Consider the following 23,593-nt stretch of genomic DNA (forward strand, 5'->3'; position numbering starts at 1 on the left):
CATCAGATACGGTTTCAGCGTCTCTTGCCATGACCATAAACATGCCCCCTGCTTACAAGACCATTCGCCCCATCAGGGATGGGATCCTGAAGATGACCCGTTAAAATCTCGGACACGGCACTATGACGGTATCGACACCATTCGGTCCGACTGGGCCACGCCACATGATGCGCGGGGCCGGAACCTTGATCCCGAAACGGGGAGAGACCCAGCCGCCGTCTCCCGGCAGAGAGCCGCCACTTGCCACTGAAATGTCCCCACCGGGGAAACGCAGTTCCAGTAGCGGGGCATTATCCCTGCTTATCCGCACCACGGACCCATCGATTTCCGTCACCAGCCCGGCCGCCAACTGGAAAACGAGATTGGCGGATCGAGCAGCGCCAAGCAGCCTGTCGGTCACGACAAGTCTGCCTTGATCGTAGAGGACCCTGCGTTGATGCGTTACGCCGAAGCGGCGCTGATAGCCTGTGTGTTGCGCGGTCAGCGCCCAGGACCCGGCAGGCAGTCTCTCCTCCTGCCCCACCAAAACAGCGTTCGCTTTATGCGACCAGTTGAAAGCGCCGGACATGACACTCTGGCTTTCACCTTCGATGTGGAGCGTATTGTGCGCCATGGTCGACCGGAACCAGTCGCGCCAGATACCGCCCGAACCGTATAGCCAGGTACCCGGGTCGACCAGAACAGGTTGCCCGCCGACAGACAATGCAATGGACAACGCGTCAGCATGTCCATGCGCAGCGATGGACAGATACCCCAAGTCTCCGTGATCGAAGACCAGCTCCATTTCGTCTGCTGCAGCACTTCTCCAGATCGAAACACCACCATCTTTGAAAACACCGAGACCCAACGGCTTCTCCGCACCACGCACGGGATCACCGAAAACAATGCTTCGAATGGGGCTCCCCGGGGCAACGAAGCCTTCTCCCCCGAAAAACCCTCTAATCGCGGCGGCGACCGAGCCGGGATAATCGTCCTCGTCGCCAAGAGTGAGTACACGCCCCTCGTCATCATCCCCGAATGTGGCAGCCTTTGGAAGCCACTCCACAAATCGGGCAAATGCCTCTAGGCGCCCACCCACCCGTCGATCGAAATCTCGGCCACGTTCGCTCGCAGCAGCCTGGCACAGAAGCACGAGTTCGGCACTGAAAGCGGCATAGGAGGGCGATTGCTCGCCACCACATCCATCAGGAAAAATCTGCTTCAGCAGTTCATCGGCGAGGTTTTTCTCCACCTCATCGACCGGATGCCCGAGCGACAACCCGATCAGATATTCGCCGGCGAGTTCCGCTATGAGATGGTTGTTGGCAGATGAATACCGGGAGGGAAACCGCTTCAGCCAGTAGATACTCGCCGCCAGTATCCGGGCAATGTTTTGACCGGTCTCAACATTCAGGCGATCACCGACAATATCGCGGGTGACGATCAGACTGATGGCACGTAGCGCGACTTCGATACCGGAAGACCAGCCGATGCCTGTGAATGGAGGATTGGCGTCATGCCAGCTGGAGACAGCAGCATCGATTGCCCGGATGGCTCGGTCGTCTCCCGACAGAACACCATGCATGGCAAGGACGGGCAGAAATTGCAGGCGTCCGATTTCCCAAGGATACTTGATATCCCCATGTGAACCGTCATGACGATATTCGATGTCGAAAGTGTAGGTGTCCGAACCGGGCCACTGCGTCCCCATAACCGGGTCGCAAGACCAGAGATCGGAGGGAAACAGATCGGCGGACGAGCGTTCCGGCCACGACCTGCCAAGCGCCGAGAACCTTCCTGCCATGACACCGTCGGCGGCGATCGCTATCGCCTTGCGATGCGCGACTGTTGCATGCGTGATCCGCAAACGCAGGTTTGGAAACACCCGGTTCAACGTCTGCGGCGAATAAGCACTCCAGCTGCGGCGATCGCGACGGGATATCATCCTGCGGCATCTCTCGAGCACCCGATGGACAATTTCGGCCGGCCCCATGCTGCGCAACCGGTTCATATACCAATTGAGCGTCATCGCTCCCCACCACCCATCATCTACCCGCCGCGTTTACCATTCCTGCAACTGAGAGTGTATGGTCATTCTCTTTTGCATGCCCTTCGTTAATATCCCCTCAGCGATATGCCGGATGGGGGCAAACATGAAAAGATTGACCGTGGCCTGCGCGCTACTCGCGCTTTCGTCCTCCTTCAGCACGGCCGCCCCCCTGGAGCTGCAACGGGGTGTTGGCGTTCATCAGTGGCTGAACTGGGCACCACTTGCCGACGACAGACGTTATCGTCGCCCGGCCTATCGCAGTGTCGAGCAATGGCTTTCCAGCGACCGCAAGATGTCTGACTGGCCGGCCGGCGGTCCTTTCCGGCAAATCCGCTCACTCGGCTTCGACTTCGTCCGACTGAGTGTTGATCCGGGTCCATTGATTGCCGATCCAGATCAACGCGATCAAACGCTCGCCTTGCTGTCGAAAAATGTCCTGCGCCTGACGGACACGGGTCTCAAGGTTGTGTTCGATCTGCACGGCGTCGGGCAGGTTCCGGACTACAGCATGCAGATGCTTTACGACGGCGCTGACAGCGATGGCGTGACGCGTTACCGCGAAATGGTCAGGGCTGTTGCCGCAATGCTCGTCAGGATCGGCACCGACAAGGTGGCGTTGGAACCCTATAACGAACCGGCCTATTATCCATGCGACGCCAGCGGCACCGACGACTGGCAACGCATCATGACCCAGACGGTCAAGGACATTCGATCGATCAGCACGTCGCTGACCATTGTCGCCACCGGAGCCTGCGGGGGCGGTGTGCGCGGTCTGGGTAATCTCGACCCTGTTTTCGATGATGAGAACATCTTTTACAGCTTTCACATGTACGACCCGCTTACCTTCACCCATCAGAGATCGAAGGAAAAAGGCGGCTTCCTCTCGGGTCTTCCCTGGCCAGCCAGAAGCGGCTCACCCGAAACGGTTATCGAGGGTATTCGCGCGCATATGACGGCCGCGGGCATGAGCGTCAGCCAACAAGACGACGAGATCGGTGAATTACAAAAGCCCATCCAAGAGTATTTCAGGCACGGTTGGGACGAGGCGATCCTAAAAGCACGAATTGGTGAAGCCGTCACATGGGCCGAGAAATACAATATCCCCGCACACCGCCTTTTCATGGGCGAGTTCGGTGCGATTCGCATCACAGACGACGGCCGATCGGGAGCCTACGATGCTGACCGGCTTTATTATCTCAAGACCGTGCGCGAAACGGCGGAACGGCACGGTATCGCGTGGTCGATCTGGGAATATTCCAACCCCTATGGCATGACGGTCATCCAGCCCAAAGGCAAGGCAGAGCCGGATGCCGATCTCTTGCAGGCAATAGGCCTGCCTCGAGCGCCTGGCCAATAGCGCGCATTGTCAACCGATCTGCCGCAATACCAGAGGTGTCTTGCCGCTTGACGTCCGAATCAGGTGATCGGTTATCCTGATGTCGATCTCCATATTGTCCGGAATCTTTTGGCGCGCATTTCCGAGAATGATCTCGACAGTCTGCGCACCAAACCCCTTGAGGGGTACAACATGGATTTCCACCTTTGCCAGCGCCGTCTGGACGATTTGCATCTGTACGATATCAGGCACGCCGCGGGGGATGTGGTTGATACCGATCAGGCGCGCGCCTTCTGGTGAAAGAAGGTATTCCGATCGCCTTCCCTCGACCCCCTCGAAAGGCAATAGACCAAGCGTGATCGCTTCCAGATCAGCCGCACCGACGCCCTTGCGCACCCTGGCCAGATCTCCGGTGCGAAAACGCACCAAAGGCTGGGCGGGGTTCCAGTATGAGGTGCCGATGACCTCATAAAAGCCGAAAGCGTCGTCCTCGTAGGCGGGCAACAACTCGACGCGCCCGTAGGCCGGCATAAAATAGTGTTCACCGCCGTTCAAATTCCAGGATGCGCAGACCCGTTCGGACTGGCCATAAAAATCCAGAACCGGAACATCGAGGAAACGCGACGCTTCCTGTCGTACTGCGGGATCGAGCACTTCGGACGAGGAGAAGACGACCTTCAGGTCTGACAGACCGGAATGCTCCCCGAATTCGGCGCCGAGCCGCACGAAAGCTTCCAGTGCCGATGGATAAACCCACAAGACTTGCGGGCTGAAGTTTCGGATCGCCGTCATGAAATCCTGTATCGTTGCGGGGCTGAGATGAACGCTGGAACAGGCAAGGTGAAGCCCGCCATGACGCAACACCCAGTGTGGTGTCCGCATGTCTGCCGGATCCTTGAACGTATCACCACGCAAGACGGCAATTCTCGCCTTTTTCCAATCGAGACCTGAACTGCGCTGCACAAGATGGTCGATCACCGCCTGCTCGAAAACCACGGATTGCACGGAGCGCCGCAGCATTAGCGGTACACCCGTTGTCCCGCCGGTTGCGGCCGGGTGAGCCGGTAAAAAACCTCTCGCCGAAAAAGCCGCATTATCTTCGCGCAGAGCTTCTTTTTCGAGGATGGCCCATTCGCCATACGTGCGCGCTGCCCCGGTCCGCCGGCCATATCGTGTACGGCCTGCCTGTTTCAGCGTCCTGACCGTCAGTTGATCTCGCAGTTGCCGCCGTTCTTCCAGGGACATGCTTTCCGAACGTGCCAGAAGATCCATGAGATACGGATAAAGTACCGGAACACGTCGCACGAAATTTTCAGCCAGCGAATTTTTGAGATAGCCCGTTATTCCCATCGCCGCCCCGCTGCCTCTCTCCAGGTCACGCAGATCCTCGCCGCGTACGGTTCAATTGCCAGATGTGCACGCTGGAATTCCTGCGCCGCCGCCCCCAGACGTCCGCGCAGATCGCTATCTTCGATCAGTCGCAACAACGCGGTCGCCAAGGCCTGTTCGTCACCCGTAGGGACAAGCAACCCCGTTTCCTCATGCCGGATGATATCCTCGACAGCGCCAACGGGCGTCGCCACAACGCCAAGCCCACAAGCCATCGCTTCGATAACGGACATCGGAAGATTTTCCGCCAGTGAAGGGAGCGTGAGAATGTCAGCCGTCGAGAGCAGTTGGGCGACATCGGCGGGCCCCACCCATCCCGGCAGGTTCACCCTGTCGGTGAGACTGAGCATTTCCAGTTCGCTGCGCAACGCATCGACTGCGCCATCGCCGGCGATTGTTGCCCGCCAACCTGCATTTCCCCGCATCGATGAAAGCGCTTTGACCAGCTGCGGTATTCCCTTGCGATCCTCCACCCGTCCCAGGAACAGGATGTGGGCAATGGCGCCACCGCCCACATGTGGCAGGCGTGGTTCCTCCACAGCATTCGCGATGATCTCGATCCGCGCGGCAGCCTCCGGCACCCGGTCCTCGACGAAGTTTTTCCACGGACTACCAAGCACGATAATGCCGGCCGCCCTGGCAAACATGGAGGATATCGCGCAGCTCAGTGGCGTTTTTCCTTCATGCCAGAAGGTCCGATAATTGGCCCCATGCAAATGGAGAGCATAAGGCACCCCCATCATGCGGGCGCAGACCGCAATGACCAGTTTTCGATAGGTACTGCCACGGCTGGCGAGGTTGACGTGCACCAGATCGAGTTCACCTCGGAGCCGTCCCCACACGATGGCGCTGCAGAAACGCAGCAGATAGATCCACGAAAATACAATCGAACCATGACCGCGGGTCGCCAGAAACCGGACGTGGATGTCATCATGCGCCTGCCGGTCGAGTTCAGCCTTCAGCGCCGCCATGATGCGGTCGATACCACCTTGTCCGGCTCCTCCGGCGGGGGTAGCCACCAGTATGTTCAATGGTCGGCCGCTTTTGGCGTTTTTCGGCATGCTTTCTCGCAATCGGGCGTTGGTTCAAGCGGATAGACTGTTAAGAAATAGACGCTAGGTTTCCGTTAAGCCGATCAGTGACATATCGCCCTCGCATTCGGTCGAGATCGAAAAGCTTCCGGGAAACGTCTTTGCTGCTCAGATCCACGCTCATCTACGGTCCGGCGATCCTGTTGACGCGGCTTTCCGCGCTTCTGTTTCTCGTCCTTGCAACGCGTATCGTCGATCCCGCCGAATACGGCCTTTTGACGCTTGTTGTCACGGTCGGCGAGATGACGGACACCGCCTTCGCCAACTGGCTGAGAGTTTCTTTGCTGCGGCTGGGTGGCAAGGGCGAAATCGCAAGCGGCAGCTTGGTCCGTGCCGGCCGCATGGTATTGGCGACTACCGCGATCGGCCTTGTCGTTTCGGTTGCGGCAAGCGCGGCCATCGTTCCTGAACGCTGGGGCGAGTTTTCCATCGCGGTCTGCACGTATCTCCTGGCCAGCGCCATTGCGCGCTACGCCCTGACCGTCTTGCAGATGCAACAGCGCCATACGGCCTATTCCTTCCTGGAATTCCTGCGTGCCGTGCTGCAACTCGCGCTTCCCGCCGCCACTATGCTGGTCGAGCACAATTCCTTCCTCGCTATTTCGATCGCATCCAGCCTCGGCATGCTGGTGACAGGCGTCATTGCCAACATCATCGCGTGGCGCCAGGTCATAAAAGGGCCGCCCAAATTCACGCAACGCGAATTTTTGGCTCTCGGCCTGCCGATCATTGCCATCGCTGTTGTCGGCTTCGGCCTCACCAATGCCGAACGCGTCATGCTGAAGCTTTACCAGAACGCCGGTGCCGTCGCGATTTTCGCCTCGGCTTACGCATTGGCACGGCAGCCAGTAGACATGATCGCCAACGCCATCAACATGGGTGCGTTTCCCGAAACCGTCAGCCGTTTCGATGAAAAGGGTCCGGCAGCCGCCGGCACGTTCCTGTCGCAATTCATGGGCCTTACCTTCACATTGGCCCTGCCGGTCGTTGCCATGCTTTCGGCGATCGGTTCCGATCTTGCAGCGCTGGTGCTGCCGAAAGCCTATATCGGCCCCTACACGCTGCTGTTCACCACAATCGCGATCGGCGCATTCCTGACCAATCTTGCCGATTTCGTTTACGGTTCCATGGTGCATGCCCATAAGCGACCGCTCCTGTTCATCATCAGCAAGCTGTTCGGCACTGCCGCCAATATCGGTTTGGCCATGCTCTTGATCCCATCGATGGCCGAGGCCGGCGCCGCGTTTTCTCTCATGGGAGCGGCCGCAATCAATCTTGTCATCAGTGCCGTTATCAGCGAGCGCCTGACCCCGATTGCGCTGCCGTGGCGCGCCATCGGGGCAGCCGCCCTTGTTTCTGCCTGTGTGTGGGGGACCGCCTATGGTGCGAAAACTCTGGCCGGCGACGCGCCCGTGCTGGTGCGCCTGATGGTTGCCGGCACTGCCGGCGGCGCCGTTTTCCTGGTACTGAACGCCGCCCTCAATCCCCAAGCAGCAAGGCAGGTTTTCACGAAGGCGAAGGCCATGATCGGCAGACGCACCGCTATCGGATGAACCGTGCAGCAGTGCCTTACCGATGCACCCGGCGACGCCAGAGTTCCTGGCCAAGCAGGGACGCATAGGCGGTATTCGTTTCGTAATAGCGCCGCCATAGGCGCTTCGGTTCCTGCGCGATACGAAACAGCCATTCCAGCCCCAGCGACTGTACCAGTTGCGGCGCGCGGCTGACCTTGCCCCCATAAACATCGAAGCTGCCGCCGACGCCCATGACAAAACTTGTCGTCAGCCTTGTGCGATATTTCTTCAGGAATCGTTCCTTCCGCGGCGTCGGCATGGCCACGAAAAGGCAGTCGGCGCCGCTTTCGTTGATTTGCCGGACAATGGCATCCTCGTCGTCCTCCTTGAAATAGCCATTGCGCATGCCGGCAATCGTCAAACCCGGATGATCCTTTGCGAGACGCGCCGCGACGGCATCAAGCACGCCCTGTTCAGCCCCGAAAAGGAAGGGCCGGTAACCGCCCTTTGCACAGCGTTGGAACAGGTTGAGCATGATGTCCACGCCGGCCACACGTTCCGGCGCATTCAGCCCGCAAAGACGCGCGCCCCATAAAACACCGGCACCATCTATGTTGATGATGTCGGCGCTGGTCACATCTTCGCGCAACTCGGCATTCTTGCGCATGGTCACGAGCTTTGCCACGTTGACCACGACATGATGCAGCGGACGATGCTCGCGCATAGCCTCTTCGGCGAGGTCCAGCGTTTCTTCCATCGTCAACCCGTGCAGCGGGCACCCGAGAAAGGTCATGGCGCGCGCGGAAAGCAGAGGATGATCGATCCATTCGGGTTGCTTGAAGGCAAGGTTTCTCATGCCGCCCTCCCGACCTCGACAGCCGGCATATCCGCCAGGCTGTGCTTTTTGCCTTCGATGCGCGCGTCCGGTCGACGCGCCTTGCGCCACGTCCACAGACCGCGCGTGTCCACCAGTTTTTTGTCCTTCAAGGATTCAGAGTCGATGAAGTTGAACTGGCGGTGATCGACCAGAAGCACGACGATATCGGCCTCATCGATCGCGGTCAGAGCATCGGTGAAGATGATGCCCTTATCCTGTAGCGCGCACGGAAGCGAACGTGTGTGCGGCTCAGCAGCCATGAGGCGGATATCCGGGTTCGCGGCGAGAAGCTCCACAACTTCGACCGCAGGGCTTTCCCGCATGTCGTCGATATTGGGCTTGAAGCTCAGACCAAGGCAGGCAACCGTCTGCTTGCGGCCCGGTTCCAGCAGCGCTTCGATATCCTTTACCACCCCATGCGGACGGTGCGAATTGATCTGACGTGCGGAGCGCATCAGCGGGGTGCTTTCAGGCGCGGCATCGATGATGAAATACGGATCGACGGCAATACAATGCCCCCCGACCCCCGGTCCCGGCTGCAGAATATTGACGCGGGGATGACGGTTGGCGAGATCGATGACCTCCCAGACATTCAGCGACAGGTCCTGGCAGACGGCGGCAAGTTCGTTGGCGAACGCGATATTGACGTCGCGAAATGCGTTTTCCGTCAGTTTCACGAGTTCTGCCGCTTCAGCGACGGTCACGAAAAGGTCGCCGGCCACGAAACTGGCATAAAGCGCCGCCGTGCGCTCCGAGGAACGTAGCGACAGACCGCCGATAGAGCGGTCATTGTTGATCAGTTCTGTCAGCACCTTGCCCGGAAGGACACGCTCCGGCGAATAGGCCACATACACATCACTGTCGCCGTTGATGTCACTCGGAAAGGAAAGATCCGGGCGAAGTTCGGTCAGAAGCGATGCCATGTTCCTCGTGGTGCCCACCGGAGAGGTCGATTCCAGAACGACCAGATCGCCCTTTTTCAGCATCGGCGCGATGCTGCGGGCAGCGGCGAGGACGTAAGACACGTCCGGCTTCAGATCGACGGTGATCGGCGTCGGCACCGCGATGACATAGGCGTCGGCAGGCTGCGGCGTCGAGAATGCCCGTAAAGCGCCCTGCGCGACCACTTTCTGAATGAGGCCATCAAGATCAGGTTCGACAATGTGGATCTCGCCGCGGTTGACCTTTTCGACAACGGTTTCGTTGACGTCGACACCGACAACCTGGAAGCCTCGGCTGGCAAAGATGGCGCAGGTCGGCAGGCCGATATAGCCCATGCCGATAACGGATACGGTTCTGATCTCAGGCATGGGACAGCTCCTCGAGAATTCGTTGGCTTGCCTTGCCGTCGCCATAGGGATTGTGGCGCTCGGCCATGTTTCGGTAGGCACTTTCGTCATCCAGAAGGTTCGTCGCCGTGCGCAGAATGACATCGACATCGGTACCGACGAGGCGCGCTGTTCCGGCAGCCACACCTTCCGGCCGTTCGGTATTCTCACGCATCACCAGAACCGGCTTGCCAAGCGATGGCGCCTCTTCCTGCACGCCGCCGCTATCGGTCAGCACGAGATAGCTCTTCTTCTGCAGGTAGAGGAACGGCAGGTATTCCTGCGGATCGATCAGATGGACGTTCGGGATGTCGGCAAGCTCGGCCCGCACCACGTTCCGCACATTCGGATTGGGGTGGACGGGAAAAACGATCGATACATCACCACGGGCAGCCAGCACCTTAAGCGCCTTGCAGATGCGCTCGATACCGCCGTCGAAATTTTCCCGGCGATGTCCCGTCACCAAAACCAGTTTTTTCGAAACATCGATAAAACTGAAACGCGCGGCCATTTCCGCGCTCATCAGATCATCATTGTCCAACATGCCGGAAAAATGCAGCAGCGTATCGATGACCGTATTGCCGGTGACGAGAATGCTGTCGGCAGGTTTGCCCTCGGCCAGCAGATTATTGCGAGCCTCCGCAGTGGGTGCGAAATGCCACTTGGCAATATCGCCGATGATTTTTCTGTTCAGTTCCTCGGGGAATGGCGAATCTATATTGTGGCTTCGTAGACCTGCCTCGATATGAGCCACAGGTATACGCTTGTAGAACGCCGCAAGCGCAGCTGCCATGGCCGTTGTTGTATCACCTTGAACCATGACGATATCAGGCCTGGCATGTTCCAGCACACTTTCCATGCCCTTGAGCACACGCTCACTGACGTCGAAGAGCGTCTGTCCGGGCCGCATGATATCAAGGTCATAGTGGACCGGAAGACCGGTCAGCGAAATGATCTGGTCCAGCATGTCGCGATGCTGGGCCGTCACGCAGATTTCCGTGTGAAAGGCCTCGTGCGCAAGGGCAGCACTGGCCACCGGAAAACATTTCAGACCCTCAGGTCGAGTACCGAAAACGATCAACAATCGCCGTTTCGGCAGACGCCCTTCATTCGAGCTTTTCTGCATATCCACCCCACCCATTGAGCTTCATGGGGCGGAACATGATCGCAATAGATTGACGGCGGATTGCTTTTATTTCCGGCATTTTAACGATGCTTCGAAATACATGATCAAATAACAGATTTTAACACAGGATTAACCAAGACAGTCGGGCAAGTGAACGATAAAAACCAATTCGACCGAAGTCTGGAGACAATCGACGTCATGAAAACATTGCTGTTGATTGGCCATGCGGCAAACGCACGATTGTGGGAACACGAGTTGCTGGAGCGGCTTGGTGTTCTGAATTGCGCAATCGGGGTCAGCTTGTCGCAGGAGGTGAGCCAACAACCGTATTTTCTGGATGCTGTTCTCAATGCAGAGGCCAGAAAGTTTGATGGGTGCCTTGCCTTGGCCGCCCCACCATTGAACCCGGTTTCCTTTGCCGAGGCTGATCTCGTTATTAACCTGACCGGCGGTGGTTCACCCCAAAGCGCGGCGTCGATGCTGACACTCTCCATCGCCGGCGCTTACTGTTTAGGAGAAGGTTTGTGCAGACTTCGCACCGTGACAAATTCAGCACCGGAAATCGTTGCCAGAGTGAATGGCCAGGTCGTCGCTGTGGCACGGCCGATGCTGGGCGACCGGGTTTGGTTGTCGCGGGACTGTAATGATGTGCTTGTCTCCTGCCAGAACCTGATCATTTCGTGCGTAAAACGTTTCTTCGCCGGCAAGCTGGAGCCGGTTCCGGAACCTGTTGCGCCGACGCCATCGCGTCCATTCTTGATCGGGTATGGACGTGACCTTCTGCAGGGGTTGGCCAGCCGAGGATTGCGCAAGCTAAAACCCGGCTCAAAATCCTTCTACTGGCAGACGGGTTATCGCTTGATCGACGGCGCAGGTATTGCACAAAGCCGAAAGCTCGATGGCCCGCCATTCATGCTTCTGCCGGACGATGGAAATCGCTTTTATGCGGACCCGTTTGCCTTCGACCATAAGGGACGATCCTACCTCTTCGTCGAAGAATTTCCCTATGCTCTCGGCCGCGGCATCATCTCCGTTACCGAACTGAAACCGGACGGCAGCTTCGATCCACCACGCAGGGTACTGGAAGAACCGCATCACCTGTCCTATCCAAATGTCTTCCAACACGAAGGCTCGATTTTCATGATCCCGGAAAGCGGCGGTGCAAACGAGGTCGTGCTGTATCGGGCAGAGGAATTCCCGGATCGATGGGTGCGCGATACCGTCATTCTTGAAGCGCGATGCTTCAACGATGCAACACTTCTTGAACATGGCGGGAAATTCTGGATGTTCGGAACGGAACGCTTTGGCGGGGGCAGCGCCTCCGACACACTGATGGTTTACAGCGCGGCCAATCTTCGTGGACCATGGCAGCCGCACCCGCTCAACCCCATCCTGATCGATCGCGCCGGCGCCCGCCCTGGCGGGAATTTCATTCAAATCGAGGACAGGACATTCCTGCCGGTTCAGGATGGCACGCTCAAATATGGCGGCGGTCTTGGCCTTCGCGAGGTGATGCTGCTCAACGACGAGGACGTCGTGCTCGGCGAGATCGCGCCCATCGCCTCAGGCCCGGCCTGGCATGGCGCTGGAATTCATACCCTGACGCGCAGCGGGCGGCTGGAAACCATAGACAGCAGTCCTTGACGTGGTGCGGCAATCTCTCCAGGCCGCGCGCGAAATGCCATGATCAGCACGAAAAGCAGAATGACATCGCCGTTCTTCGTCGCAAGTGCATTGTTCGAGAGTTCCCCGATCAGGAAAACCGCCGTCGCAATCTTCGCCGGCATTGCCGCGCCGTGCAAAAGCCGCAGGATCAGGCGGATGACGATCACGGTAAGCACGATTGCGGCCGGCAATCCCGCCTGCAGCACGATCAGGACCGGCGCGCTTTCGATATAGGGGAGCCGCAGTTTCTCACGCACCGTTTCCAGCAGCATCTGAGGGCTCATGCCAAGCATGATGTCCTTCCAGCTTACGAAACCGAATATCCGATAGATATCGATACGAGCCATGAAATTGCCGTCCGTCGAAGCGCCCTGGAAGCGGCTTAGGAAGCCCCCGGCGAGCAAGCCTGCGAACAGAACACCTCCCATGACTGCCGCCACCAGGAAAGCGAGCCGTTTCGCTTTTCGCTCATCCCGCTCGGACAGTTTGGGCCAACGTACAAGGAACAGCAGCAGTACGATTTCCAGAGAGGCAAGAACAAGCGCGGTTCTTGCACCCGAAGCAACGCAACCGAAGAATATCAGAGCGACCGTAACAAGCCTCACCCAGATCGGCCATCGCGTCAGAAGAGCAAAGCCGATTGCAAGCACACAATAGGCACCAAGCGACAGCGGATGTCCTGTGAGACCGGTGGCGCGAAAATAGGGCTCGCTTTCCGTGAACGGCATGAGCCGGCGTTGCACGACAGCTTCGCCGATCGCGAGAAGAGCGCTGGCGGTCAGGACGATTACGAACAATGTGCCCAACAGGCGGCGACCATGATGGGGCAGCGTCATCATCAAAATGGCGACAAGACAGGCTGCCAGATAGGTATCGACGAGAATGCCGGTCGCTCCGATCCGTGAGATCGCAATCACGTAGATCATCAGCCCTGCCAGAAGGCCGGCATGCAAAATCAGAAAACGGAAGAGAGCAATATCGTCACCGCGCAGTGAGATCCTGCGCGTGAAGAGGGAAACCGACAATAACGCGATGATCAGGTATGTCCCGAGGTGGAACTTCGCATAAAATGCCCCGCCCTCGCTGGTGTAGGGCACCACCATGTTCATTAATGGCGACGTCATCAGCAAGCGAAACAACAAGACGCCGGACACAAGTAAAAAGAACAGGATGGCAATTGCGTTGCCTTGAAGGTCAACGGCCTGGGAAGGCGAATAATCGAGTTTTCCTGCTGCCTGTTTCATCAGTTGTTGCGCAGTTTTCTTGCCGGGAACGGAAACGAATGAAGCTCAGAAAATCGCCTTGGGATATCAATATTTGATTTCATCTGGAATGAAACCTTAACCCGCCGCTGTTTAAAAATACGCCATTCTGAAAAACAAGGCGTTAACTCGATGTCCGCCAGCATGGATCGCAATGAGCAGCCAAGCGCCCGCTACCGCGAGGCGGCTATTCGACACGTCGATAGACATTTCCCACGCGAAGTGTCGCGACCAAATGATCCGCAGCCCGCACAAATTGTCACGCTGGAGAAAGTCGCCGATTTCCTTGAACTGGATTTGCGACGCCTGCTGGTTTGGCTGAAGGACGGGCTGAAGCTCATCGTCGTTTTCATGATTTTCGGCGGTGTGCTTGCGGCAACCTACGGCATGATGGCAACGCGGCGATATACGGTCACCGTCGATGTCTTGATCGATCCTGCCAATCTGCAGGTCGTCACGAACGACCTCTACTCCCAGCCGGGCCAGATCGACGGGCAATTGCTGACGGTCGTCAACCGCATGCGTATCATGACATCCGGTAACGTACTTGCGCGTGTGGTCGAGACTATGAAACTTGCCGACGATCAGGAGTTTTATGAACCGCCAAAACCTGGCCTGCTTTCCGGATTGACGGGAAAGCAGGCAGAGGCGCCTGATGCGCAACTCGTCGCAATCAAGAGCCTGCAAAAAAAGGTATCGGTGACGGCCGATGATCGGTCCTTCGTCGCCCATCTGTCTGTCTCTTCAGAAGTGCCTGATAAGGCGATCGCCATTTCAAAGGCGATCGTTCAGGCGTTTCAGGAGGAACTAGCCCGTGCCGATGCTGATGGCGCACGGCGGGCGGCAGCGGCTCTCGACGAGAGGCTGGGTCAATTGAAACGCGATGTTCTGGCCGCAGACGAAAAGGTTGAGGCCTATCGCCGCGCCAATAACCTGACGGCTGGCGAGGACGGGCAACTGGTGAGTTCCCTGTCGCTCACCCAACTCAACACGCAGCTGGCCGCGGCCCGCACGCGCGTCATCGACGCACAAGTGAGTTACAACGCCCTGATGAAGGTGGGGACTGATGCGGTCGGCAATCAGCTTGCGGTTCCAAGCGGCCTTGCCTTGCTTCTCGATAGAGCCAGCGCACTTCGCCAGCAGGTCGAAGCATTGCGCATGGTCTATGGTGATCGCCATCCTTCCATCGTTCGCATGCAGGCCGAGTTGACCGCCATGGGCGATCAGGTTCGCAGCGAACTTACACGCGCCACGAACGCGGCCAAATCCGAACTCGACAAGGCCAATTCCGCCTTGACGACCTTGCGCACGCAGATGACGGAACTGGAGGGTTCGGCTTTCAACGACAACCAGTCGCAGGTGCAGTTGCGCGAATTGCAGCGCGACGCCACGTCGAAAGCAGCAATCTATGAGAGCTTCCTGTCGCGGACCCGGCAAATTACCGAGCGCGAGCAGATCAACACCACCAATGTCCGCGTGATTTCCGAGGCCCTTCCACCCTCCGGACGCTCCTGGCCGCCAAGCACCACGGTCCTTTTCGTGCTTGGCATGATGGCCGGGCTTGTCATCGGCACCGGCCTAGCAATTGCACGCGGTATCTTTCTAGACCTGCGCCAACCGTCCCGCAGTCTGCTATCCTACTGATGCCGATGACGGAGGCAAAACGCATCGTCATCCACGTGCCCACATTGCGTGGAGGCGGCGCCGAACGCGTCTGCGTGCTGATTGCCAACGAACTTGCAAGGCGTGGTCACGATGTCAGCCTGTTGGTCTGGGACGGCTCCGGCCCGAATGCGCAACACGTGTCATCGCCAGTGAAGATCGTCGATCTCGGTTTCCGAGCCCATGGCGAAAAATTCGGAAAAATCGCAACCATCAGGGCCTTTCTGCGGGCGCTTCCGGTGTGGCGCCGGCTGGAGCCTGACATCGTGTTTTCCGCCCTCGAATTCGCCAATGTCTTGACCGCCCTAGCGTTGACGCTGACGGCTCGAAAGGCAGCTTTTTTTCCCAGCTTCCATGCCGCCGGCTCGCTGAAAGCCGACAGTCTCGGCAGCCGGCTGGCGCCGCTTTTATCCCGCATAGTGTCGCGACGATCGACAACCGCAATCGCGGTATCCCAAGGAATCGCTTCCGACCTTCGGTCCCGTGGCTTTGCGGAGGAAAAAATCACGGTCATCGGCAATCCGATACCCGCCATGCCGGCAATCCCGACGGACGACGCCCTATGGCGTGATCGTCTTTCCCTCATGGGTCATGGACCTGTCATCATCACGCTCGGCCGATTGGTCGAGGTCAAGGACCACCGGACGCTGATCGCAGCATTTGCCAGGCTCGCCCCCGAAAGACAGGCAAGGCTTGTCATCTTTGGCGATGGCCCCCTCAGCTCCGAACTGGAAAAACACGCAGCAGAATTGGGCGTTCAGGATAAAATCCTGTTTGCCGGTTATGTCGGCAACCCCGCCGCCTGCTACGCGATTGCCGATCTGTTCGTGCTGTCTTCGCGAAGCGAAGGATTTGGCAATGTACTGGTGGAAGCCATGAGCGCAGGCGTGCCGGTCGTTTCGACCGACGCGCCGCACGGACCGCGCGAAATTCTGGCCGATGGGCGATATGGTGCTTTGGTGCCTGTCGGCGATGCTGGCGCACTGGCTGCGGCTATCGAGAAAACGCTCGAGCATCCAATCGAGACCGCACTATTGCGCTCACGAGCGAATGATTTTGGTGAGCAGGCTATCGGTGATCGTTACGAGGCCTTGTTCAAACGTCGGTAAGGCGCCTAACGCAGACCTACGCCGCGTGAACTCGCAACGCTTTCCCTCAGGCTTCCGGCCTCGATTGGAAACGTCACCTGGCAACGTGCTCCGGCGTGCAGGAGAACATGGTCGATTCTGCCGTTCAATTGCCGCTCCACCAACCGTTTGATGAGGCCGGAGCCCTGGTTGGGCAAGGCGCTTTCCACAACAGGCGGCCCATTCATTTCCGCCCATAGCAGGTTAAGCTCCGAACCAACCACCATCCAGGCCACCTCCACACGGCCACTCGGCACGGAAAGCGCACCATGCTTGAGCGCATTCGTTGCAAGTTCGTTGATGACGAGGCCAAGCGCGGTGGCGCGCATGGGCTGCAATGGAACCGACGTGCCGGTCAATGAAAACGTCTGCCGGTCCGGCATCATATACGGTTCAAGCTCGATTTCGATCAGGCTGCGCAGATCGATGCGCGCATTATCCTCGATCTTTTCGTCCAGCAGTTCGTGAACGCGTGCCAAGGCGGAGATACGGCCGTTGAACTCGACGCCAAGCTCGCTCGGAAGGGTAAGGCGGGCAAGGCTCTGGGCGCCCATATAGGCGTTCTTGACCCGGTGGCGCAGTTCATCGCGCACCAGTTCGGCTTCCGAAACGGCATCCTTCAGTGCCGAAATCAGACGGACATTCTCGAGCGCGGTGGCCGTGGCGCTCGCGAGCGCTTCGAAAACCTCGATCTCTTCCTCGCTCGGCTCATAGGTCGCGGCCCAATAGGCTCCGATGGCTGCAATCGGATCGTCGCGCCGCACCGGCGTCATCAAAACCGCGCGAACGAAAGTCTCTTCGTAGAGTTCGTAAGGAATTCGGGGATCGAGCGCGATATCCGGCACGACAACCGTCTGCCTGTTGAGCATGGCCCAGCCGCTGATGCAGGCGGACATCGGGAACTTTTGCCCCTTCCAGAGCGGCCCGATCGCATCCTCTTCGATATAGTGGCAGAGATCACCGTCGCGGCGAATGATGGCAATGCCTTCGCAGCCGACCAGCGCACGCGCCGTCGCTCGCACGATATCCACCACCTCATCGGCAGTCTTGGCACCGGCCAGGCGCGCAACCGCTTGGGTCAACTGCCCAAGAGGTGTCCGTCGCCGGTCTCGATTTTGCCCTTCACTCATCACGTCAGCCCCTTGCCCGCACAAGGTGTGAAACACATATCGCAAAATCGCACAGTTACATTCATTAGCAAGACAAAACATTTCGTGATCGGCAAGCTGCACTCGCAAAAATGGTAAGCAGAACGTTGCCGCACTATTGACCTTGGAGACAAACATCGGTTCTCTCCCGCCGTCAGATCGGGAGAAATGGTTTTACCGTCCACCCCGAACACAGTTTCGATAAATGGAATGAGCGTAAGATGGCGACAGAGCAGACCAGCAAGACATTTCAGGGGCCGGTGATCGTGATGGGCGTGTCGGGCAGCGGCAAAAGCTCCGTCGGCATTCTGCTGGCCGAGACGCTGGGTTTGCCTTACGTCGAAGGTGACGAACTGCATCCGAAATCGAATGTCGAGAAGATGTCGAAAGGTACGCCTCTCACCGATGAAGACCGCTGGCCTTGGCTGGACATCATCGGCGGGCACCTGGCGGAGAGTGCATCAACCGGCGTCGTCATCACCTGCTCAGCGCTGAAACTGATCTATCGCGACCGACTGCGCAAGGCGGCCGGCGGCAAGCTCGCATTCGTTTTCCTCGATGGTTCTAAAGAACTCTTGACCGATCGCATGGGTCATCGCGCCGGTCATTTCATGCCGCTGAGCCTGCTCGAGACACAGTTGGCGACGCTTGAGCGGCCTGACAAGGAAGATGGCGTCGTGACCGTCGATATCGATGCCACTCCGGAAGCCATCGCCGATGCAGCTGCTGAGAAGCTGGCCGAACTGAAGTGGCCGTAAAGCTGGCATGCCGGGGCAGTTCCGGCCTATAGTGCCGCAGATTTTGCGAGTCACTTCATGCCCTTCCGCTTTGTTCACACCGCCGATATCCACCTCGATTCCCCGCTTCGTTCGCTGGCCCTGCGCAATGCAGAGCTGGCCGAACTGATCGGCGGCGCGACCCGGCAGGCTTTGGTCGCGATCGTTGATCTCTGCCTCGATGAAAAGGTCGATGCGTTGGTGATTGCCGGCGATCTTTACGACGGCGACCAGACCTCTATGAAAACCGCCCGCTTTCTGGCCGGACAGATGGAGCGACTGCACCAGGCCGGCATTGCGGTCTACACCATTCGCGGCAACCACGATGCGCTGTCGCGCATCACACAGGAACTGGTCCTGCCACCGAGCGTAAAGGTGTTTGGCGGAAAGGCGGAGGTCGTTGAAATTGAGGCGAACGGGCTTGCCGTCGCCATTCACGGACTGAGCTTTTCCAAGCAGCAGGCGCCGGATTCGTTTTTGCCGAAATACAGGCCGCCGGTCTCAGGTGCTGTGAATATCGGCATCATGCATACCAGCCTTGCCGGCGCGCCCGGTCACGATGTCTACGCCCCCTGCAGCACCGCCGACCTGCATGCCTCCGGTTTCGACTACTGGGCGCTTGGCCATATCCACCAGAGAACCGACCACGCTGGCTCCCGCACGGTGATCATGCCCGGCATGCCGCAAGGGCGCGACATCAACGAGGCGGGTGAAAAGACCGTCTCGCTGGTAACGGTTGCCGATGATCTTACGGTGGTCGTCGAAGAACGGCTGACGAGCATCGCCCAGTTCGAGCGCCTGCCCGTCGATCTGACAGCACTGACCGAATGGCGCGATGCCGCGGCGGCAATCGAAACCGCTCTTGCCGCACAGCGCGGGAAAACGGCTTCGCAACACCTTGTGGCGCGCCTTCGTTTGTTCGGCGAAACCCCACTCTCCTTCCGTCTGCGACGCGATATCGACCTCATGCTGGCCGAAGCCGAGCAGCGCGGTGAGCGTCTGGGTGATACCTGGATCGAAAAACTGGAACTGGATGTGCGCCCGCCCGGTGAGACCGAACAGGCAACGGCCGATCCGGTGATCGAGCTTGGCCATCTGATGCGCTCGGACGTGATTGTCCGCCCCAGCTTTCGCGACGGCATCTGCGACATGGTACGGGAAATGCTGGCAGACCTGCCGGCCGAAAGCCGCCATTTTGCCGGCGATGACGAAGTAGCCTTCAATCGCTTTGTCGACGACCTCATGGCGCGAGGCACTGACGACATGACGGCGCGCCTCAGCGGTGCAGAGCGGGATGAACAGTGATGCGCCTCAACCGATTGGACCTGACACGCTACGGCAAGTTCACCGACCACGTGATCGACTTCGGCAAGGTCACCGCTGGGCAGCCGGACCTGCATATCATCTACGGCCTGAACGAGGCCGGCAAATCCACTATGCTCGCCGCCTATCTCGACCTCCTGTTCGGCATGCACACGCAGACACCCTACAATTTCCTGCATTCCTACAGCGCGATGCGAATAGGCGCGCAGCTGGAAATCGATGACGCGGCACATGAACTGGCGCGGCTGAAGCAGCGCAGCGGCAGCCTGATCGACGCGAGTGGCTCGCCGGTCAACGATGCGCTTCTGGTCGGTGCGCTGGGCGGCGTGACGCGTGATGCCTATCGTACGATGTTTTCGCTCGACGACGCCTCGCTGGCGGAGGGCGGCAATGCCATCATCCAGAGCAAAGGCGAACTTGGCGAACTGCTGTTTTCCGCCAGTTCCGGTCTTGCGGGTCTGAGCAAAGCCCTGGCGGCAGCAGGCGAAGAGGCTGCGGGCTTTCACAAGAAGCGCTCCTCCTCGACAAAACTCGCCGAACTGAAACGTGCGCTGGAAACGTTGAAAACCGAGCGCAATGCGATCGACACGTTCGCCACGGCCTATAGCAGCCTCAACTCGGCCCACGAGACCGCGAAAACCGCCTATGACGGCGCCACCGCCGAACTGGCTGAGGCCCGCACCCGCCATGGCGGTCTGAACCGTATTCTGACCGCCCTGCCCCTTTCGCTGGAACTGGCGCGACTGCAAGCAGACCCGTCCAATCAGGCCGAACTTCCACGTCCCCCGGCCGAATGGTTTACACTTCTGCCGCAGCTTATGCGTGACGAAACACGGCTGCAGGCGCTGCTGAAGGAAAAAGATCGGGCCATCAAACAGGTTCAGCGCGAGATCGACGGCATGACCGTTGACGAAGAGGCGCGGCTGATTGCCGTTCATGAAAAAAAGCTGGTCGACGGAATTTCCCGATTCCGTGCCGCTGACGAGGATCTGCCCAAGCGTCGACAGTCTCTGGCCGAGCAGGATGGCGCATTGGCACGTCTGCTGGCAGATCTCGAACGGCCGCCTCATGACGATGCCGAGGCGCTGTTACTGCCGGCATCGACAACCGCGATCATCCGCGATCTGATTGAAAAGCGCTCGGGTATCGATGTGCAGCTTTCGACAGCGGAACGCGAATTCAAGCGCAGCCGCGATGCACTGGAGCGGTTGCGGGAAAGGGAAACGATTGAGGCAGCAGCAGGCGAAGCCCTTGACGATTTCACGCTGGATCGGCTTGAAACGGCACTGGCGCGGCTGACCTCATCCGATCTGCCGTCGCGGCTTGCCCTGGAGGAACGCGGCCGCACGCAATTGCAGCGCAATCTCGAAAACCGTATCGGCATGCTGTCACCCTGGACAGGCGACATGAATGCGCTCGCGGCGACGCGCGCAGCCGACGCCCGTCAGATCGAGACATGGCGCGCTCACGCGATTGCGACAGACCGACGTCTGAGCGATCATCAGGCCCGCCTTCGCGAACTGCAAACGGAACAGGTATCGATGCAGGCGCGCCTTGCCGCCTTCCATGCCGGTGGTGCGATCAATGACACCGAGGCACAGGCCGCACGCGGGGAGCGCGATGACGCGTGGCAGACGCATCTGACAAAACTCGACGACCGGACGGCACGGATTTTCGAGGAAGCTATGCACCGCGATGATGGTGTCTCGGCGGGACGGCTGGCACGGGCCCACGAACTGGCAGAACTGCGGCAGTTGACGCGCAAGACGGCTGAAAACAAAGCCGGGATAGAATACCAGCGTGATCTGCTGGCCGAGGCGGAGGGCGAACATGCGACGCTGTCCGAAAAGATCGGCGCGCTTTTGGCGGAAGCGTCCGAGATCGAAATGAATGCTCTGGACCGCATCGCGGCTCTGGAAAGCTGGACGACACGTCGGGCGGAAGCATTGTCCGCCTGGGAGCAAGTGCAGCAGGCGCAGGCGGATATCATCGATGTTCGCGAAGAGCTCGACGGCATTTGCGGCGTATTGCACGCCGCCTTGTCGGAGGCAGGCGCGCGCGGCCTTCACCAACTCACGCCGGTCGAATTGGCTCGGGGCGCCAGCGATTTCCTGTCGCGCATCAAGGCGGGCGCACATGAACGCGCGGCACATGAAAAATCCACAGCCGACCTCTCCCGCGATATCACCGAGCGCGAGCGCGCCCGGCAAGACGCGCAGCTCAGCGCGGATCGCTGGCAGGACGCATGGCAGCAGGTGCTGTCGAAGACCTGGCTGGCCGAGCATGCACATTCCGTTGCCGCTATCGGGAAAATGCTGTCGGAACTATCGAAACTGCCTGCGATCTTGAAGGATCGGCAGGATCTGGCCCAGCGCGTTTATGCGATGGAGCGCGACCAAACGCAGTTCCGCGACGAGGTTTCAGCTCTGCTGCGCAAGCTGGATGATGACGGTAGTATGGATGACCCGCTGGTAATTACAGGGCAGCTTCTCGACCGGTTGAAAACTGCCACGCGCGACGAGCAGGCGCGCACGACACGACACGAAAACCTCGAGAAACTGCGGGTCGAGCGGATGGAGCTGGCCGGCGAGCTGGCCGTGCATGAGGCGCAGAAGACCAGGATTACCGCCTATTTCGGCACCGACACTCTGGCCGCAGTCGAAAGCTTTCTGGAACAGGCGCGAGAACGCGACAGGATCGAAGCCCGCATCGCCGAACTGAAGGCGCAAATCGCTCAAAGCCTGCAGGTGGCGCATTTCGACGATGCCACCCGAACACTGGCTGAGATCGATGCTGGTAGCGTTGAGAGAGAAGCGGAAGAGCTTTCCACCCGTATCGCTGACCTGACCGATCGGACACGTGAACTCTATGCGGAAACGACCCGCGCCAAAGACAAGCTGGATGCTGTCGGCGGTGACGATGCGGTGGCACAGATCGAGGCCAAGAGGCGCACTGTTCTTCTCGAAGTCGAGGATGTGGCAACGCGTTACCTGACGCTCAGAACCGGCATTCTGGCGGCAGAACAGGCCCTGCATATCTACCGGGAAAAACATCGCAGTTCGATGATGAACCGCGCCTCGGAAGCCTTCAGCCTGATCACAGGCGGCAATTATTCCGGGCTGACAACACAGATCGACGGAAGCAGCGAAATCCTTATCGGCGTATCGCGGGATGGCGGCTCCAAGCTCGCCAAGGAGATGTCCACCGGCACGCAGTTCCAGCTTTATCTGGCGCTGCGTCTGGCGGGTTACGAGGAGTTTGCAGCCGTTCGGCCTGCGGTTCCTTTCATCGCCGACGACATCATGGAAAGCTTTGACGACCAGCGCTCGGAAGAGGTCTTTCGCCTGCTCGGCGAGATGTCGAAGGTTGGTCAGGTGATTTACCTCACCCACCACAGACACCTGTGCGACATCGCTAAAACTGTAGTGCCACAAGTAAAGATCCATCAGCTGCCCTGATAGACTCTGCGTGACTTGAAGGATGCCGTCGCGTGCTTCCAGACGGCGTAAGGCGGCATGACCGGTCTGTTTCGGCGCGTCAAAACCGCACGCAGAATGCCCTGCTTCGCGCAGGCATCACGACCGCCGAAAACCCCTATGGGGCAGAGGCTTACGGCGGATCCCCCACAAAGCATATCGCATCCATAACCCATCCGTGATCACGTCAAATGGGATTTTTTTATGGACACATTTCGTATAGCGCCCTACATAGAGCTCGTCTTCGACATATTTCCTGATCGACGGATCGGAAAATCTCACGGCATGCGCGGAATTACTTTCCGGGCCTTTGTGAATGTACATGATGTATATTCTAACGGTCAGAATTTCTGCTGAGAAATTCATAAGCGTATGCGACACAGAAACACATAAGACTTCCGGAAAGGCTAGCGAAGCTGACTTTTTCGGAGGATTTATCATCAAGGAGTATGTCCGCGCTATCG

General features: G+C 58.7%; 16 protein-coding genes. 8 read left to right on the top strand and 8 right to left on the bottom strand.

Features of this window, described 5'->3' with window-relative positions; all coding sequences use genetic code 11:
• Nucleotides 1-100: 100 nt before the first annotated feature.
• Nucleotides 101-1,924: a heparinase II/III family protein gene (locus tag GAO09_RS03185; RefSeq protein ID WP_235937886.1), complete on the bottom strand. Its 1,824-nt coding sequence runs from the start codon at nucleotides 1,922-1,924 to the stop codon at nucleotides 101-103.
• Between the two features lie 208 nt (nucleotides 1,925-2,132).
• Between GAO09_RS03185 and GAO09_RS03190 the strand changes: the two genes are divergently transcribed.
• On the top strand, nucleotides 2,133-3,386 hold the full coding sequence (locus GAO09_RS03190) for a glycoside hydrolase family 5 protein (RefSeq protein WP_153352576.1): 1,254 nt from the start codon (nucleotides 2,133-2,135) through the stop codon (nucleotides 3,384-3,386).
• A 9-nt stretch (nucleotides 3,387-3,395) separates the two neighbouring features.
• Here the strand turns inward: GAO09_RS03190 and GAO09_RS03195 are convergent, their stop codons facing one another.
• Nucleotides 3,396-4,715, bottom strand: coding sequence for an AMP-binding protein (locus GAO09_RS03195; RefSeq protein ID WP_153352577.1), 1,320 nt, complete (start codon nucleotides 4,713-4,715; stop codon nucleotides 3,396-3,398).
• The gene (locus tag GAO09_RS03200) at nucleotides 4,706-5,815 is read right to left on the bottom strand and encodes a glycosyltransferase family 4 protein (protein WP_153352578.1); all 1,110 of its coding nucleotides are present in this window, start codon (nucleotides 5,813-5,815) and stop codon (nucleotides 4,706-4,708) included. Before GAO09_RS03200 ends, GAO09_RS03195 begins: the two co-directional genes overlap by 10 nt.
• A 131-nt stretch (nucleotides 5,816-5,946) precedes the next feature.
• Between GAO09_RS03200 and GAO09_RS03205 the strand changes: the two genes are divergently transcribed.
• Nucleotides 5,947-7,398: a lipopolysaccharide biosynthesis protein gene (locus GAO09_RS03205; RefSeq protein WP_153352579.1), complete on the top strand. Its 1,452-nt coding sequence runs from the start codon at nucleotides 5,947-5,949 to the stop codon at nucleotides 7,396-7,398.
• A gap of 16 nt (nucleotides 7,399-7,414) precedes the next feature.
• On the opposite strand, the gene GAO09_RS03210 is transcribed toward GAO09_RS03205, so the two are convergent.
• From GAO09_RS03210 to wecB, 3 genes are read right to left on the bottom strand one after another with little or no spacing between them, the layout of a single operon-like run.
• A complete protein-coding gene (locus GAO09_RS03210) occupies nucleotides 7,415-8,215 on the bottom strand; it encodes a WecB/TagA/CpsF family glycosyltransferase (RefSeq protein WP_235937887.1) in 801 nt (266 codons plus the stop codon).
• Nucleotides 8,212-9,546, bottom strand: a complete 1,335-nt coding sequence (gene wecC / locus GAO09_RS03215; RefSeq protein ID WP_153352580.1) for a UDP-N-acetyl-D-mannosamine dehydrogenase — start codon at nucleotides 9,544-9,546, stop codon at nucleotides 8,212-8,214. The genes GAO09_RS03210 and wecC overlap by 4 nt, the downstream gene beginning before the upstream one ends.
• Nucleotides 9,539-10,690 (bottom strand): non-hydrolyzing UDP-N-acetylglucosamine 2-epimerase, encoded by a 1,152-nt coding sequence (gene wecB, locus GAO09_RS03220; RefSeq protein WP_153352581.1) that lies wholly within the window; start codon nucleotides 10,688-10,690, stop codon nucleotides 9,539-9,541. The genes wecC and wecB overlap by 8 nt, the downstream gene beginning before the upstream one ends.
• 198 nt (nucleotides 10,691-10,888) lie before the next feature.
• Here wecB and GAO09_RS03225 point away from each other — a divergent pair, with 198 nt between their 5' ends.
• Nucleotides 10,889-12,334: a glucosamine inositolphosphorylceramide transferase family protein gene (locus tag GAO09_RS03225; RefSeq protein ID WP_153352582.1), complete on the top strand. Its 1,446-nt coding sequence runs from the start codon at nucleotides 10,889-10,891 to the stop codon at nucleotides 12,332-12,334.
• Here GAO09_RS03225 and GAO09_RS03230 read toward each other — a convergent pair.
• Nucleotides 12,283-13,599 (bottom strand): VpsF family polysaccharide biosynthesis protein, encoded by a 1,317-nt coding sequence (locus tag GAO09_RS03230; RefSeq protein WP_153352583.1) that lies wholly within the window; start codon nucleotides 13,597-13,599, stop codon nucleotides 12,283-12,285. The genes GAO09_RS03225 and GAO09_RS03230 overlap by 52 nt on opposite strands.
• A gap of 150 nt (nucleotides 13,600-13,749) precedes the next feature.
• Here GAO09_RS03230 and GAO09_RS03235 point away from each other — a divergent pair, with 150 nt between their 5' ends.
• Nucleotides 13,750-15,261 carry a GumC family protein gene (locus GAO09_RS03235; RefSeq protein ID WP_153352584.1) on the top strand — a complete coding sequence of 504 codons (1,512 nt, stop codon included), beginning with the start codon at nucleotides 13,750-13,752 and terminating at the stop codon, nucleotides 15,259-15,261.
• Between the two features lie 5 nt (nucleotides 15,262-15,266).
• Nucleotides 15,267-16,388, top strand: a complete 1,122-nt coding sequence (locus GAO09_RS03240; protein ID WP_153352585.1) for a glycosyltransferase — start codon at nucleotides 15,267-15,269, stop codon at nucleotides 16,386-16,388.
• A 5-nt stretch (nucleotides 16,389-16,393) separates the two neighbouring features.
• On the opposite strand, the gene GAO09_RS03245 is transcribed toward GAO09_RS03240, so the two are convergent.
• Nucleotides 16,394-17,488, bottom strand: coding sequence for a sensor histidine kinase (locus tag GAO09_RS03245; protein WP_235937888.1), 1,095 nt, complete (start codon nucleotides 17,486-17,488; stop codon nucleotides 16,394-16,396).
• 335 nt (nucleotides 17,489-17,823) lie between these two features.
• Between GAO09_RS03245 and GAO09_RS03250 the strand changes: the two genes are divergently transcribed.
• From GAO09_RS03250 to GAO09_RS03260, 3 genes are read left to right on the top strand one after another with little or no spacing between them, the layout of a single operon-like run.
• Entirely contained in the window at nucleotides 17,824-18,312 is a 489-nt protein-coding gene (locus tag GAO09_RS03250; protein ID WP_153352717.1) for a gluconokinase, read from the top strand.
• A gap of 57 nt (nucleotides 18,313-18,369) precedes the next feature.
• Nucleotides 18,370-19,635, top strand: a complete 1,266-nt coding sequence (locus GAO09_RS03255; protein WP_153352587.1) for a metallophosphoesterase family protein — start codon at nucleotides 18,370-18,372, stop codon at nucleotides 19,633-19,635.
• On the top strand, nucleotides 19,635-23,111 hold the full coding sequence (locus GAO09_RS03260) for an ATP-binding protein (RefSeq protein ID WP_153352588.1): 3,477 nt from the start codon (nucleotides 19,635-19,637) through the stop codon (nucleotides 23,109-23,111). The genes GAO09_RS03255 and GAO09_RS03260 overlap by 1 nt, the downstream gene beginning before the upstream one ends.
• The last annotated feature ends 482 nt before the right edge of the window (nucleotides 23,112-23,593 follow it).

Origin of the sequence: Endobacterium cereale, assembly GCF_009617585.1 — a bacterium.
GTDB classification, from domain to species: Bacteria; Pseudomonadota; Alphaproteobacteria; order Rhizobiales; family Rhizobiaceae; genus Neorhizobium; species Neorhizobium cereale.